The 14,967-nt window shown below is 61.4% G+C and carries 12 protein-coding genes; 5 read left to right on the forward strand and 7 right to left on the reverse strand.

Going from position 1 to position 14,967, the window contains the following annotated elements; all coding sequences use genetic code 11:
* Window positions 1-48: 48 nt before the first annotated feature.
* Entirely contained in the window at window positions 49-3,375 is a 3,327-nt protein-coding gene (locus KCG44_RS10670) for a DUF3857 domain-containing transglutaminase family protein (protein WP_218446070.1), read from the forward strand.
* Window positions 3,376-3,515: 140 nt separating this feature from the next.
* On the opposite strand, the gene KCG44_RS10675 is transcribed toward KCG44_RS10670, so the two are convergent.
* The 4 genes from KCG44_RS10675 to secB form a co-directional block, all read right to left on the reverse strand.
* Complete coding sequence (locus KCG44_RS10675) at window positions 3,516-4,154, reverse strand: DUF4136 domain-containing protein (RefSeq protein WP_218446071.1); 639 nt, start codon at window positions 4,152-4,154, stop codon at window positions 3,516-3,518.
* Window positions 4,155-4,272: 118 nt separating this feature from the next.
* A complete protein-coding gene (gene trpS, locus KCG44_RS10680) occupies window positions 4,273-5,286 on the reverse strand; it encodes a tryptophan--tRNA ligase (protein ID WP_218446072.1) in 1,014 nt (337 codons plus the stop codon).
* A 47-nt stretch (window positions 5,287-5,333) separates the two neighbouring features.
* Window positions 5,334-6,896, reverse strand: coding sequence for a murein biosynthesis integral membrane protein MurJ (murJ, locus tag KCG44_RS10685; RefSeq protein ID WP_218446073.1), 1,563 nt, complete (start codon window positions 6,894-6,896; stop codon window positions 5,334-5,336).
* Between the two features lie 57 nt (window positions 6,897-6,953).
* The gene (gene secB, locus KCG44_RS10690) at window positions 6,954-7,508 is read right to left on the reverse strand and encodes a protein-export chaperone SecB (protein WP_218446074.1); all 555 of its coding nucleotides are present in this window, start codon (window positions 7,506-7,508) and stop codon (window positions 6,954-6,956) included.
* A gap of 194 nt (window positions 7,509-7,702) precedes the next feature.
* Here secB and KCG44_RS10695 point away from each other — a divergent pair, with 194 nt between their 5' ends.
* The 3 genes from KCG44_RS10695 to KCG44_RS10705 all read left to right on the forward strand — a co-directional run bounded on the left by KCG44_RS10695 (window position 7,703) and on the right by KCG44_RS10705 (window position 9,901).
* A complete protein-coding gene (locus KCG44_RS10695; RefSeq protein WP_218446075.1) occupies window positions 7,703-8,356 on the forward strand; it encodes a Tim44/TimA family putative adaptor protein in 654 nt (217 codons plus the stop codon).
* An 85-nt stretch (window positions 8,357-8,441) separates the two neighbouring features.
* Window positions 8,442-9,101: an NnrU family protein gene (locus tag KCG44_RS10700; RefSeq protein ID WP_218446076.1), complete on the forward strand. Its 660-nt coding sequence runs from the start codon at window positions 8,442-8,444 to the stop codon at window positions 9,099-9,101.
* Window positions 9,098-9,901, forward strand: coding sequence for an SDR family NAD(P)-dependent oxidoreductase (locus tag KCG44_RS10705; RefSeq protein WP_369411967.1), 804 nt, complete (start codon window positions 9,098-9,100; stop codon window positions 9,899-9,901). The genes KCG44_RS10700 and KCG44_RS10705 overlap by 4 nt, the downstream gene beginning before the upstream one ends.
* Here KCG44_RS10705 and KCG44_RS10710 read toward each other — a convergent pair.
* Genes KCG44_RS10710 through KCG44_RS10720 form a run of 3 tightly spaced genes read right to left on the reverse strand, consistent with a single transcriptional unit; the run spans window position 9,898 to window position 14,119 of the window.
* Entirely contained in the window at window positions 9,898-11,337 is a 1,440-nt protein-coding gene (locus KCG44_RS10710; RefSeq protein ID WP_369411968.1) for an alanine/glycine:cation symporter family protein, read from the reverse strand. The two genes, KCG44_RS10705 and KCG44_RS10710, sit on opposite strands and share 4 nt — an antisense overlap.
* Before the next feature lie 37 nt (window positions 11,338-11,374).
* Window positions 11,375-13,177 carry an aminopeptidase P family protein gene (locus tag KCG44_RS10715; RefSeq protein ID WP_218446079.1) on the reverse strand — a complete coding sequence of 601 codons (1,803 nt, stop codon included), beginning with the start codon at window positions 13,175-13,177 and terminating at the stop codon, window positions 11,375-11,377.
* 48 nt (window positions 13,178-13,225) lie between these two features.
* On the reverse strand, window positions 13,226-14,119 hold the full coding sequence (locus tag KCG44_RS10720; RefSeq protein WP_218446080.1) for a prephenate dehydratase: 894 nt from the start codon (window positions 14,117-14,119) through the stop codon (window positions 13,226-13,228).
* A 122-nt stretch (window positions 14,120-14,241) separates the two neighbouring features.
* Between KCG44_RS10720 and KCG44_RS10725 the strand changes: the two genes are divergently transcribed.
* A complete protein-coding gene (locus KCG44_RS10725; RefSeq protein ID WP_218446081.1) occupies window positions 14,242-14,958 on the forward strand; it encodes a c-type cytochrome in 717 nt (238 codons plus the stop codon).
* Window positions 14,959-14,967 lie beyond the last annotated feature (9 nt).

Consider the following 14,967-nt stretch of genomic DNA (forward strand, 5'->3'; position numbering starts at 1 on the left):
CAATGGTCTTTGCGGCTAAATCACTTTGATTAAGCAAGGATATTGTGAATGCTCCGAATTTTCATTCTCTTGCTGGCAATGGCGACAGGCAGTGCCGGGGCTTCGGAATCCTTAGAATTCGGGCCGGAGCCAAAATGGATTGCAACTGTCGAAGCGCCGACGGAGGCGACCGCCGCTACCAAAGGACAGGCGCTCGCCATTCGGCTGCTGGATAACCAACATCATTTTCGCGAAGATGGCGCGCTCGAAACCTTTCAGCACGTCGTTCTTCAAGTGAACGACGCCGCCGCGCTGCAGGCTGCGGGCACGGTCTCCGTCACGTGGCAGCCCGTTACACAGCGTGCGACGGTACATAAGGTCAACGTGTACCGGGACGGCAACGTTATCGACGTTCTGGCGGGCGAGGCAAAATTTGAAACGCTGCAACGCGAAATACGCCTCGAACAGGGGTTCATCAGCGGCGACCTGACAGCAGTGCTCATGATTCCCGCTTTGCGCGTAGGCGACCGTATTGAGGTTCTGAGCAGCGTCATTCATCGCGACCCGGCCTTGAACGCACACATGGAATTGCTTCCCGTGGTGCCTGTCGGCATGCTTGCCGACCGCATCCATATTCTGCTGTCATGGCCGCAGGGGCGTGACCGCAACCTCGCCATGGGTGCGGAATGGCGGACGGCGAAGCGCACGCGGATTGGCGACAGGGAAAGGTTAACCCTCGACATCGAGAGCGCGAATCTGCCCACGCTGCCCTTCGATGCGCCGGCGCGCTATCAACGCGAATTCGCAGTCGCAATTTCCGATCATCAGGGCTGGCACGCACTGTCCCGCATGTTTGCGCAAAGCTATGATGCGGCGGCCACCATTGATGCCGGTACCCCCTTAAATGACATCGCAGCCGGCATTGAAGCTGAACATCGCAGCGACACGGCCCGTGCCGAAGCCGCCCTTCGACTGGTCCAGGGCGACGTTCGCTACCTCTTTCGAAACTATGACCTGGGTGGATTTACACCGCGCACGGCTGAGCAAGTGTGGGAAGACCGTCAGGGCGACTGCAAGGGAAAATCGGTATTGCTCGTCGCGCTGCTGCGCCGCTTCGGCATCGAAGCCGATCCCGTCATGGTGCGGGCGATCGGGAGCGGCCTGACCGACATTGACGTCCCTGCCGCGTTCTGGTTCGATCATGTCATCGTCAGGGCGCGGATCGGCGATGAAACCTACTGGCTGGACGGGACTCGCATGGGCGATGACCTCGCTTCAGGATTGACGCCGCCGCCCTATCGCCATGTTCTGCCGATAACGACAGCTGGTAGCGAGCTTGTGACACTGCCTCAAGCGGCAACCGCCAAGCCGGCTGTGCTTACCACGATCGACGTTGATATGAGTGCGGGCCTGGAGACCGACGCGGCGGTATCCGGCTCGATCGTCTACAGGGACGATCGAGCCCGTGGCCTTGACCTTGTCCTGCTGCAGGCAGGGGATGCCCGGCGGGAAGAAGTGCTCATGCAGTTCGCAGCATCGCAATTCAACTGGATCGATATCGACAGCGCGACGATCCTCGCAAACGAAGCCGAAGGCACGAGCGGCGTGACGTTCACGGGAACGGTTGAGATCGACTGGAACCTGAAAGGACAGACGGGCTATTACAATGTGCCTTACTCCCGGCTCGGGCGGGACTTGGTGAAAAAGCGCCAGATCACTGGCCCTTATGCCGATATCCCCACGCAGGTTGAGGCGGAGCATGTTGCCAGCAAGGTAACGCTGCATCTGCCGCCCGGTGAAGGCATATTCTCTCTTGATGGTGAGGTGAACATTGACCGAAACATCGGCCCGGCACGCTATCGGCGTCATGCTGAGCTGAATGGCAATGTTTTGACCTTGTCGCGATCGACGCAAATCGCACCCGCAGAACTCACACTTGCCGAAGCCAAAGCCGCCGACAAGGAAAGCGACGATTTATGGGCCGAGAGACTTCGCGTGCGGGTCGCGGGCCGTGCCATCCCCGTCATGGCGGGTAATGAGAATACGGGACCGGATCACGACATAAAAACCGCTCTGCTCGCTGATAAACAGATTGATTGGAATGGACCGTATAGCTACCTGATTCAGCCTGAAGAGGCCGAAGATGTACTCCGCAAATTAGACGCGTTGGATGATGCTGCGGCTGAGACGGAGCCAGCGCTGTCAATGCGCGTTACATCGCTCTCGATACTCGGTCGCCAGGGCGATGCGGATGCTGCAAATGAACGTCTGCTGGCAGACTTTCCGCAATCGCGAAACGGGCTGCAATATCGTTTTGACCGTCTTTTCAGCGAGGCACGCTATCAGGATGCCGAGATCGTTGCAGACCGCATCATCCTCGCGCATCCAGAGAGTGAGGCGGTCTACGCCAATCGAGCTGAAGTCCGTGCCGCGCAGCAAAATTACGTCGGCGCGGCGAGCGATGTCGCCATCCACCTTCGGCGACAGCCTGACGATGTAAACGCTTACATATTCCAAGCCGACATATTGTCTCGTCTCGACCGCGTAGATGATGCGCTGGCAAGTGTCGACGCATGGCTGGCAAGTGATCCTTCAAATAATCACGCGCTCGCACTGAAGGCCAACCTCCTGGTCCACCTGGATGGAAAAGACGAAGCACGATCGCTGGCACGTCAAATCATAGGTGATGAGCTGGGCAATGGTGCCCTTCTGATCTTGAACTACAAACTTTGGGAGACGCCAAAGGAGCGTCGCGATGCGTTTTTCACGCTGGTTCAATCCGCTCCCCGAAGAGTTTTCGAGATCATGGAGGAATTCGACGCGATCCTCGCCGATCCCGACGTGCGTAACACTTACTTCCGCCACATTGCGGAGCAGGAGCAAAGGGTTGCAGGATCACCCGACGACGAGGACGAAACTGATCATATGTGGACTTATCCCTTTCTGCGCGCCATAGCTGGGGACCGTTCCGCCGCCGACGCGATGCTCGCGAACGCAACCGACGCGCAGCGCGCAGAGATAGCAACATATTGGAACAATATATGCTGGAACCGCGCCACTGCAGGTACGCGCTTGCAAGAGGCGCGCATTGACTGTCAGCGGGCGCTCTCCATAAATCGGGATCCAGCATATCTGGACAGTCTTGCGCTCGTCGAACTCAGTAGCGACAAACCTGCCGCTGCGCTGTCGCTTTACGAAGAAGCGCTTGCAGAAACCGAATTTGCATACGCGCGCTTCGGGCGCGGTTTGGCGCTATTCGCCTTGGGCCGCGAGGCAGAGGCGATTGTGGATATCGCCAAGGCGAAAGCGGAAGCGCCGACGATCGCAGAGAATTATCGGAAATATGCCGTCGTACTACCGGCGTTCATAGATGATGCCGAACAGGAAACAAAATAGCGATATGTCGCTCGTCGAGATCGAAAAGCATGAGACCGGTCGCGCGGACAGCGCACGGGGAGCGGGCAAGGGCGCAGGGGTGGCACCTGCTGCCCGCCCGGGTTTCCCGCTACCGGCGGATTTCCCGATTTTCGTTCTGGCTATTTCCGCTCGGTCGGAACGCGCACGCGAATTGTCTTGCCGCTCATGCCGGGGAAGTCCGTGAACATCGCCGTCACCAGGTTCGGCACCAGCTCGGGCAGATTGTCGCCGCGTGAATTCGCCTCGGCGCGCCCTTCGAACACCGGCTCGCCGCCCGGGCGGGTGATGTTCATGTCCAGAAACGAACTATATACGGTATAGCTGTAAACTTCGTCGTTGAAGCCGCCAAAGCCGCCATGGAAGAACGGGTCGTAAAAGATCGGGCGGCGATAATAGCCGCGGCCATAATAATAGGGGTTCCCCCAACCATAAAACCCGCCGAACCGTGTGCCTGGACGGCTGGCAATCTTCTCGCGGCCATCATTCACACCATAGTCGAGCGACACGATCATGGTCGCATCATCAGGGTTCGATACCTCGGTATAGCCCTGCGCATTCATTTGCGCCGCGACGTAGCGCGCGTAATTCTGAAACTCGAGGCTGTTGGTTTCCTCATCGCCCATGGCGACAATGGTGTAGCTTTCACCGGTTGGCGCGGGCAGGCGCTGGAACCGGCTGACATCGGCGGAGAATGACGATGCACAGGCGGACGTCAGCAGCAAGGCTCCTGCAAGAACGGCGGTCTTCATAAATTTCATAACGCAATTTCCTCTGCGGACATGATATCATACGTGCCCTAAGCGTCCATAGTTTTACCGGAATTGCGCTGAACGGTCGCTGAATAAGCACGATTCGTCGCCGCCAGTCTCGCCGCCGCTAGCCCTTCAGAAATCCGACCGCGCGTTTGGCTTCCTGCAGGATCGGCTCGGCGATGGCGTTCGCCTGCTGCGCGCCGCGATGCAATATGCCATCCAGCGTCTTCTTGTCGCCTTTCAGCTCGCGGAACCGCTCGGCGATCGGGGCCAGCTTCTCCACCGCCAGCTCGCCAAGCGCTGGCTTGAAGACTCCGAATCCCTGCCCGCCAAATTCGCGCAGTACATCCGCCGCCGTCTGCCCGCTCAAAGCGGCATGGATATTGACCAGGTTCGCCGCCTCCGGACGCGCCGCAAGGCCCGCGACCTCCGACGGCAGCGCATCCGCATCCGTTTTCGCCTTTTTGAACTTGCGCATGATGGTGTCGCCATCGTCCAGCATGTTGATGCGCGACATCTCGCTCGGATCGGATTTCGACATCTTCGCCGTCCCGTCGCGCAAGGACATCACCCGCGTCGCCGCCCCCTGGATGAAGGGTTCGGGAATGGGGAAAAGGTCGACGCCGAAGTCGCGGTTGAACTTCTCGGCAATGTCGCGCGCCAGCTCCAGATGCTGCTTCTGGTCTTCGCCGACGGGAACGTGCGTCGCCTTATAGCCCAGGATGTCCGCCGCCATCAGCACCGGATAGACATAGAGGCCGGCGGACGCGCCCTCTTTGTCAGCGCCGGACTTGTCCTTGAACTGCGTCATCCGGTCGAGCCAGCCGATCCGTGCCACACAGTCCAATATCCACGTCAACTGCCCGTGCATCGGTACCGCGCTCTGGTGGAACAGGATCGCCTTGTCGGGATCGACGCCCGACGCAATCAGCCCCGCCGTCAGCTCCCGCGTCGCCCGCGCGAGCGACTTTGGATCATGCTTCATGGTGATCGCATGCATATCGACGATGCAGAAAATGCACTCATGCGTTTCCTGCATCTTCACCCAGTTCATGATCGCACCCAGATAATTGCCAAGGTGCAGATCGCCCGTGGGCTGGATACCGGAAAATACGCGGGGGTGCGGAGTGTCAGTCATGCGCTGTCGTCTCATTCAATGGGATTCTCAGGTCAACCCGGAACAGGTTAGGCGGCAGGCCGCTTGAATTTCGCCAACTGCGCCTTGTCGAAGCCGCCAATGACGAACAGCGTCCCAAAATAGAGGGCCATGCCGCCGCCGACCAGTGCCGCGATGCTCCACATGCGCGTCAGGATACCGGCTGCGAAATTGCCGTCCAGCAGGCCGCGCAGCCACCACAGCAATGCCCCCATCAGGGCCGCGGCGGCGATCTGCTTCACTACGCGTCCCGCCACCACTGTCGGCAGGCGGAAACGGTCGCTGCGGTGCAGGCCGATGTACAGCAGCACGCAGTTCAGCCACGCCGCACTCGCAGCGGCCGCCGGCAGGGCCACGACCTCCAGGCGCTCGATCAGCAAAAGGATCAGGACAATGTTCGCCACCAGCGCCGCCAGCGCCGTATAAACCGGCGTCTTGGTATCGTCGCGCGCATAATAGCCGGGCGTGAACACCTTGATCAGCACATAGGCGGGCAGACCGGCGGACAGCGCCGCCATGACACTGGCGGTCATCGCCGCGTCCTCGGCCGTGAACCGCCCGCCCATGAAGATCCCAGCCACCAGCGGCTCGGCGCAGATGAACAGCGCCACCGCCGCCGGAATGGTCAGCAGCATGGAAAGTTCCAGCGCGGTCCCCATCAGCCGCTTTGCCCCCTCCTGATCATCGCGCCCGATGAGGCGGCTGAGCGCAGGCAGGATCGCCGTGCCAAGGGCGATACCGATCACCCCAAGAGGCAGCTGGTTCAGACGGTCGGCATAGTTCAGGAAGCTCATCGCGCCCTCTTCCAGCCGGGTGGCAAAGAAAATGTCGACGAACTGGCTGATCTGGTAAATCCCCGCGCCAAAGGTCGCCGGCAGGATAATCGTCAGCAGGCGCTTCACCTGCGGTGTCAGGCGCGGCCGCGACACGCGCAGGTCGATCCCCGCGCGGTGCACCGCCCATAACAGCCACAGGAACTGCAGCACGCCCGCAATACTAACCGCCACCGCCAGCGCGCGCGCCGTCACGAATTCGGGATCAGGTTCGGTCGATCCGAAAATCAGCACGGCCGTGATCAGGCAGATGTTGAGGAGGATCGGCGCCGCCGCCGCCGCGGCGAACTTCGACAGGCTGTTCAATATGCCCGCCAGCAGGCTGACCAGACTGATCAGCAGCAGGTAAACGAACGTGATTCGTGTCAGATCGACGGTCAGGCCGAATTTGCCCGGCACGTCCTGATATTCATTGGCCATCGCGTAGACGATCCACGGCATGAAAATTTCCGCCAGTGCCGTGAAGACAAACAGGATCGGCAGAAACACCGACAGGACCTGTCTACTAAATGTCAGCGCGGCCTCGCGCCCGCCTTCGCCGTGATAGGCTTTTGAAAACATCGGCACAAAAGCTGCGCTGAACGCACCTTCAGCAAATAGCCGCCGGAAAATATTCGGCAGCTTGAACGCCACGAAGAAGGCATCCGCGCCGGTGCCCGCGCCCAGCAGGCGCGACAGCAGCATGTCCCGGACAAAACCGAACACGCGGCTGACCATCGTCAGCCCGCCGATCGTCCCGACATTCTTGATCAGCGACATGGGCTAGCCTCCCCTCGGCCCGGGGACATCAGGAAAGCTGCCCATGTGCGGTCTGCCCTAGTTCGGCAAAATGATGTTTGGCGTGTCGCCGCCGCCATTTTCCACCGGATTTTCACTGGGACGCGCCTGCCCGGCCTGGGCCTGCTGCTGACGGGCCATGTAAAGCGCTGCAAAATCGATGGGATCGAGCATGAGCGGCGGGAAGCCGCCATCGCGAACGGCGTCGGCGAAGATACGGCGCGCGAAGGGGAAGATCAGGCGCGGCGCCTCCACGACCAGGAACAGATTCAGATGCTCTTCCGGAACATTCTGCAGGGCGAACAGGCCGCCATAGGACAGTTCGACAATGAACGCCGTGTCATTGCCGTCATTGATCGACGCCTTGCCGGACAGGTTCAGAACGACCTCATAGACGTTCGCCTGATCCTGCTTCTTGACCTCGACATTCACCTGCAGGTCGATCTGCGGCTGCGGCTGGCCGGATTGCAGGCTCATCGGTGCCCTTGGATTTTCAAAGCTCAGGTCTTTTGTGTATTGCGCCAGGATATTGATCGCGATCGGAGCCTGCTGGCCTTCCGGTGCCGCGCCTTCGGGAGTTGCTTCGTCTGCCATGAGTTTCACCTGTTCTTGAGAAATATGAATTGATTTGCCGCGCGCGCTAGCAGGGGAGCCCCCTATCGCGCAAGGATAGGTCGCAGATAGGTCGCACGTCCTCTGCACTTGTGCAGGCCGTACGCTCCCTTATGTTGGCGCTTTGGCGGCAGTTGCGAGTCCGCCGGCACAGACAATGCCATCAGGAGGCAGAATTGTTCGAGATCGTCGTATTGGCCTTACTTGCCGGGTTTATTGCCCTCCGGCTGATCAGCGTGCTTGGCCGCCACGATGAATCCGCTGAAACGCCCCAGCCGATGATGCGCACGAAGGAAGCGCCGCGCGCAGGCGGTAACGTCATTGCCATGCCCGCGGCGGAGCGTCCGCCACTCACAATTCCCGACGGTGTCAACGATACCGCGCGCGGCGGCCTGGAGGCCATTGCGGGGGAAGACGCGTATTTCGACCCCACCGCTTTTGTCGAAGGCGCCACCGCTGCGTACCGTATGGTTCTGGAATCGTTCTGGAACGGCGACAAGGACGAGCTGAAGGATCTGGTTTCAGACGATATATATGATGATTTCGCCGCCGCGATCGATGCCCGCGCCGACGATGATAATCAGTATGAGAATCGTCTGGTCGATATCGAGAATGCGGAAATCCTGAGTGCGGGGCTGCGCGGCCAAATGGCGGAAATCACCGTCCGTTTCGACAGCGACCTGATTTCCGTTACCCGCGACGCCGACGGCAACGTCATTGCCGGTTCCGACAGCGACGCCACGCAGGCGCACGACATCTGGACGTTCAGCCGCCACCTCAGCTCCGACGATCCGGCCTGGCTGCTGATCGAGACCGACGGCGCGGAATAAGGCTCCCGCGTGAACGCGATAATCCGTTACAGCCTAACATTCTGAAGCATCGCCATCCGCTTCACATGCGGCTAAACTCCGCATCATGACCGAACTTGTGATCGCGATGGCGCTTTTTGTTGGCAGCCATTTTCTGATGAGCCATCCCTTGCGTGCCCCGATGGTCGGCGCGCTTGGCGAAAAAGGCTTTCTCGGCGTGTATTCGCTCGTTTCGCTGGCCCTCCTGATTTGGGCGGCATTGGCCTATGGCGGCGCGCCTGACCAGCAGCTTTGGTTTGTCTATTTCTGGGTGGTTATTGCGGGCCACGTGCTGATGCTGCTCGCGTCGATCCTGTATGTCGGCAGTGTTCTAAAACCCAATCCCGCGCTTGTCGGTGCGCAGGGCAGTCTGGCGAAGATCTCCGAACCCCAGGGGGCGATGCGGATCACGCGCCACCCGATGATGTGGAGCTTCGCGCTCTGGGCCATTGCGCATATCGCCATGAATGGCACATTTTCGACATTGGTCTTCGCAGGCGGCATCGGCTTTCTCGCGCTTGCCGGTGCCCGCGCGCAGGATGCGAAAAAGGCAAGGCTGATCGGCGCGGCATGGACCGCCTATGCCGCGAAAACAAGCTTCTGGCCGCGCCTCCGCTGGCCTGGCCTGACACCGGTCATCGCGGGCACTGTCCTTTACGCCGTCCTCGTCGCCGCGCATCCATATGTGTTTGGTGTGACGACCAGATTATGGGAGTTCATTCTGTGAAGCCTTCAGCGGACACATTATCCGGTCAGACCGTCTGGATCACCGGCGCCAGCTCCGGGATCGGCCGTGCGCTCGCCATCGCCATGTCCGCCGCGGGCGCGAACATCATCCTGTCCGGCCGCCGCGCAGAGGCCCTGAATGCCGCCGCCGCCGACTGTGCAGGCGAAACCCTCATCCTCCCCTTCGAGGCCACCGACTATGACGCCCTGCCCGGCATCGTCGCAGAGGCATCCACCTGGCAGGGCACGCCCGACATCCTCGTCAACAATGCCGGCATTTCCCAGCGCGCGCTTGGCGTGGACACCGACTTCGACGTCTACCGCCGCCTCATGGAGGTCGATTTCTTCGCGCCGCTGCGCCTGACGCAGCTATTGCTGCCCGCCATGCTCGAACGCGGATCCGGCACACTGATACAGGTCGCCAGCCTTGCCGGGAAAATCGGCGTCCCGATGCGCACGGGCTATTGCGCCGCTAAACACGCCCTGATGGGCTATTCCGACGCCCTGCGTGCGGAGAATGCGCGCCACGGCCTGAACGTGCTCAGTGTCACGCCTGGCTTCGTCCAGACCGACATCGCCGCCAACGCCGTTGACGGCAAAGGCAATCGCTACGGCCCGAACGACGATCCCGTCAACCACGGCATCACTGCGGAAATGGCCGCGGATCAGATCATCGCGGCGCTGAACGCCGGCAAGCGCGAGATTACCGTCGGCACCGCTCAGGAGCGCGCCAACGCGGTCATGGCCCGGCTCCTCCCCGGGATGACGATGGACAGAATGGCCGAACGCACAGGCGCCTAATCATGAGGCGGCGTGATGTGCTCGTCGCCAACGCCGTCCCCGTAAATCTCGCCCGATTTCACCTTCGCCAGAAACCCGTTCACTTCCCGCCTGAGGATCGGCGACAGAAAGATGAGGCCAATCACATTCGGCAGCACCATCAGGAAGAACAGCGCGTCGATCAGATTCACAACGGCCGCGGCGCCCAGGATCGATCCCATCGGCGTCAGCGCACAGTACAGAATTTTCGCGAACAGATCCCGGCGCTTCCCGTGCCCGAACAGATATCCAAACGCGGTCGCGAAATAATATCCCCAGGCGATTAGCGTTGAATAGGCGAATAACAGCACCGCGATCAGCAGCACATAGGGAAACCAGCTGACCACGCTTGCAAAGGCCGCGCTCGTCATTGCGATATCCTGAAAGCCCTGCTGATGCACGCCCGTCACGACGATCATCAGCGCGGTCGCCATGCAGACGATCATCGTGTCGAACATCGGCTCCAGCAGTGCCACCATCCCTTCGGATGCCGGGTGGTGCGTACGGGCGGCGCTGTGCGCGATAACGGCAGTGCCGACACCGGCCTCTGACGAGAACACCGCGCGCTGCATGCCGACGACGAAGACGCCGACAACGCCGCCAACGGCCGCATCCGCGGAAAAGGCACCGCTGAAAATGCTCGCCAGGGCCGCCGGAATGGCTCCCGCATTGACCATCAGCACCATTAGCACGCCGCCAAGATAGATGGCGCACATCACCGGCACCACACGCCCCGTCACACGCGCGATCGACTTGACGCCGCCGACGATGACGACACCGATCATCACCGCCAGGATGATGCCGTAGATCAGACCGCCTGTAGGGCCGGCCTCAAACCCGCCGACATCCGCCAGGGCAGCAAAGCTTTGATTCGCCTGAATAAGGGGAATCGCACCGCCCAGCGCAAACAGCGAATAGAGAACGCCAAGAAACTTGCCTGAACGCGGCAGACCGATTGAGGCGAGTCCGTTCTTCACGACGTACATCGGCCCGCCGCGGACTTCGCCGTCCGCCGCGAACTCGCGATATTTCAGGCCAAGCGTCACCTCCGCGCATTTCAGCGCCATGGCGAAAAAGCCGATGATGAACATCCATAGCACCGCGCCGGGGCCGCCAAGGCCGATGGCGATCGCAACGCCCGCGATATTGCCCAGCCCCACCGTGCCCGAAAGCGCCGTCGACAGCGCCTGAAACTGACTGACGGAGCCCGGTGCCTCGGGGTCGTCATATTTACCCTTCAGAACGCGTATCCCGATCCCGATCCCGCGCACCTGCGGCACGCCGAGCCACGCCGTGAAAAACAGCATGGCCCCCGCCAGAAACAGCACCACCACGCCGATATCGACCCCGAACATATTGACCGTCTGGAATACGCGGTCATTCAGCGTCCCCACGGCTTCCGTCAGCACTTCAAGCACAGCCGCCCTCCCCAATTTTTTATTATGTAACCTGCACTTAGATCGCTCGCGTCGCGTTGGCCAGCCACGCCTGATCTTCGGCATTTTTCAGCTCCGGCGTAATCTTGGCGCGCACATCGTCATGATAGCCGTTCAGCCAGTCGCGTTCTTCGCTGGTCAGCATTTCGGCCGCCACAAGATTGAGGTCGATGGGGGCAAATGTGATCGTCTCGAACCCCAGATACTCCCCCTCCGCGCCGTCGATTTCGCGGGGCTCGACGATCACCAGATTCTCGATCCGGATGCCATATTCGCCCTCTTTGTAATAGCCCGGCTCGTTCGACAGGATCATGCCCGCCCGCAGCGGTTCGTCCGCGCCCGCACCGGGGTAATTCGCCGCGCTGATCCGCTGCGGCCCCTCGTGCACGGCAAGGAAACTGCCGACGCCGTGTCCGGTGCCGTGGCCGTAATCGACGCCGCCGCGCCACAAATGCATGCGCGCCAGCGAATCAAGCTGCGTCCCGCGCGTTCCCTTGGGAAATGTCTGCGTCGCCAGGGCGATATGGCCCTTTAGCACCCGCGTGAAGCGCTCCTTCATCTCGTCCGTCGGCGTGCCGACCACCACGGTGCGGGTCACATCCGTCGTGCCGTCGGTATATTGCCCGCCGGAATCGCACAGGAAGATGCTGTTCAGCGCGATCTTCCGGTTCGATTCCTCCGACACACGGTAATGCGGCAGCGCTGCGTTCGGACCCGCCGCGCTGATCGTATCGAAGCTCAGGTCGCGCAGCAGGTTTGATTCCCGGCGAATATCATGAAGTTTCGCCGCCGCGCCCAATTCATCCAGCTCACCGCCCGGCGCGGTCTCCTCGATCCATTTCAAAAAGCGCGTGACCGCGCCGCCATCGCGGATATGCGCCGCCCGGCTACCTTCCAGCTCGGTGTCGTTCTTCACGGCCTTTGGCAGCAGCGCCGGGTCGCGCCGCTCGATGATCTTCGCGCCCGCCGCCGCCAGCAGTTGGAAAATCGCCGCCACGCAGCTGCTCGGGTCCAGCGCGACGGTCAGCCCGTCCTTGCCCATCTGCTCCAGCGCGGCGGCAAAGCCATCGCGCGGCGCGACATCGACATCGGCGCCCATATGCGCCCGCACCTCCGGCGTGACCTTCCCCGGCTCCACGAACAGCGTCGCCGTGCCGTCGCTCCGCACCACGGCGAAGGCGAGCGCCACCGGCGTATGCGACACGTCGCTCCCCCGGATGTTGAGCGTCCACGCCACCGAATCGAGCGCCGCGATCACCACCGCGTCGGCCGTTTCGCTCTTCAGCCAGTCGGCGATCTGCGCGCGTTTTTCCGCCCCGCTTTGTCCGGCAAATTCATCTTCATGCACGCTAAGCGGCGCAGCGGACGGCGCGGGCTGGTCCGGCCAGATCGCATCGATTGGGTTGCCGTCTGCCGGCGTCAGGGAAATCCCCTTCGCTTTCAGCCGCGTTTCCGTCGCCCGCGCCCATGTTTTCGTAGCCAGCCATGCATCATAGCCGATGCGCATGCCCTTCGACGCTTCGGCCTCCAGCCAGTCGGCGGGCTGCACGGCGGGTACATCCTGATAGCTGTACAGCGCGCCATCGACCTGATCGCGGACCTGCACCTTGTACCTGCCATCGGTGAAGATGGCGGCCATCCCGGGCAGGACCGCTGCCGTCCCCGCCGATCCCTGGAACCCCGTCAGCCATTGCAGGCGCAGCGCATAGTCGCCGACATATTCGGACATATGCTCGTCGGTCAGGGGAATGACGAAGCCGTCAAGCTGGCGGTTTGAAAGTTCGGTGCGAAGTGCCTCTAGGCGGCTGGAATAGATGCTCATACCGGGCCTTATCGCGCGCTTCGCCGCATCGCGCCAGCATGAAGGTGTTCAGCGCGCCCGTGCCCGCTCGTAGGAGCCGAGAATTCGAACCCATTTCGAAAAATGCCGCAGCTCATCCAGCGCCAGCATGACAGCCTCATCGTCGTGCCGCCCCTCGATATCGGCGTAGAATTCCGCCGCGCGAAACTGCCCGCCGCGCATATAGCTTTCCAGTTTCGTCAGGTTCACGCCGTTCGTCGCAAAGCCGCCCAGCGCCTTGAACAGCGCCGCGGGTACGGAACGCACCTCGAAGGTCAGCGTGGTCATGACCTCCGCGCCGTCGGGCGGATTTACGGGGTCCTGGGCCAGAACGACGAAGCGCGTCGTGTTGTGCGCTTCATCCTCGATACCCGTCGCCACCGCCTCCAGCCCGTAAAGCTCACCGGCCAGTGACGAGGCCACGGCGGCCTTCCTCTGGTCGTCCTGACCGGCCACCAGCGCCGCCGACGCCGCCGTGTCCACCTGCGGCCTGGGCTGGATGTCCCACTCGCCCAGCCTTTTGCGGCACTGACCCAGTGCCTGCGGGTGGCTGTGCGCCTCACTTATCGTTTCGCGCGCCGTCCCCGGCAGCGCCAGAAGGCAGTGCTGCACGCGCACGAAATGCTCATGCGTGATGTGCAGATTGCTTTCCGGCAGCAGAAAATGAATGTCCGCGACACGTCCATGCAGGGAATTTTCGATGGGGATCATCGCACGGGCGGCGCGGCCTTCGCGAACGGCGGCGATGGCATCGATGAAGGTGAAGCACGGTAATGGCAGCGCTTCTGGAAACAGTTCCCGCACGGCCTGATGCGAATAGGCACCCGGCGCGCCCTGAAAGGACACGGCCCGCGCCGGTTCGGCGGCGGCGGCACCCTCCATCTGGCGGACAAGTGTTTCTGCGGCGCGGGGATACGTCTCCATACGCGCCTTAACGCCGCGATAAAGCCGCGCCGTCAAGTCGCAGGTGCTTGGCAAGGCGCGCATCGGCTTATATGTGGGCCGCACGGCAACATGCAGCGACAGCGAACGGCAAGGGAATATCCGTGGACAGTTTCGAGTGGAACAAGATTTTCGGTTGGCTTCTCGCCGCCATGATTGCCGTGCTGGGTCTCGGCATTGTTACGGGCTACGCCTTCCCGAACGAGCGCCCCGAAACGATGGGCTATCTTGCCTGCGGTGAAGCGGGATGCGTCACCGAAGACGCGGGCGAAGAAGAGGCCGGCATGTCCATGGCCGACGAAATCGCCATCGCCATGCAGGACGCCGACATGTCGAAGGGCGCGAATGTCTTCAAGAAATGCGCGACCTGCCACACGATCAACCAGGGCGGTGAACATAAGCAGGGTCCGAACCTTTACGGCGTCATGGGCCGGGATATTGGCAGTGCGGCCGGCTTCGGCAGCTATTCCAGCGCACTTAAGGAAGAGACCGGTTCGTGGACATTCGAAAAGATGAACGAATATATCGCCAATCCGCGCAGCGCGATCCCGGGCAACGTGATGGCCTTCGCCGGTATTTCCAAGGCCGACGATCGCGCTGACCTGTTTGCCTATCTGAACGAGCAGGGCTCGAACCTGCCGCTCCCCGCAATGCCTGCGCCGGTGCTTGTCGATGAAGATCCGGACGGCACGGGCGCCGAGGCCGCGAAAGCGGACGATACGGTGGAAGCTGAGCTCGAGAACGCCCAGGCCGTTCCCAACAGCAATATCGGCGGACCGGCGGCACCGAATCAGGATGCGGACGAAAATCCGGCCCAGTAAATTTCAGGC

It is taken from the genome of Pacificimonas pallii (assembly GCF_019204005.1).
Classification (GTDB): Bacteria; Pseudomonadota; Alphaproteobacteria; order Sphingomonadales; family Sphingomonadaceae; genus Pacificimonas; species Pacificimonas pallii.

Coding starts and splice junctions, on each gene's coding strand:
- trpS (WP_218446072.1), bottom strand. CDS start 5,286: ATGACTGACACTCCGCACCCCCGCGTATTTTCCGGTATCCAGCCCACG.
- KCG44_RS10675 (WP_218446071.1), bottom strand. CDS start 4,154: ATGAAATTTATGAAGACCGCCGTTCTTGCAGGAGCCTTGCTGCTGACG.
- KCG44_RS10670 (WP_218446070.1), top strand. CDS start 49: ATGCTCCGAATTTTCATTCTCTTGCTGGCAATGGCGACAGGCAGTGCC.
- murJ (WP_218446073.1), bottom strand. CDS start 6,896: ATGTCGCTGATCAAGAATGTCGGGACGATCGGCGGGCTGACGATGGTC.
- KCG44_RS10700 (WP_218446076.1), top strand. CDS start 8,442: ATGACCGAACTTGTGATCGCGATGGCGCTTTTTGTTGGCAGCCATTTT.
- KCG44_RS10715 (WP_218446079.1), bottom strand. CDS start 13,177: ATGAGCATCTATTCCAGCCGCCTAGAGGCACTTCGCACCGAACTTTCA.
- KCG44_RS10720 (WP_218446080.1), bottom strand. CDS start 14,119: ATGGAGACGTATCCCCGCGCCGCAGAAACACTTGTCCGCCAGATGGAG.
- secB (WP_218446074.1), bottom strand. CDS start 7,508: ATGGCAGACGAAGCAACTCCCGAAGGCGCGGCACCGGAAGGCCAGCAG.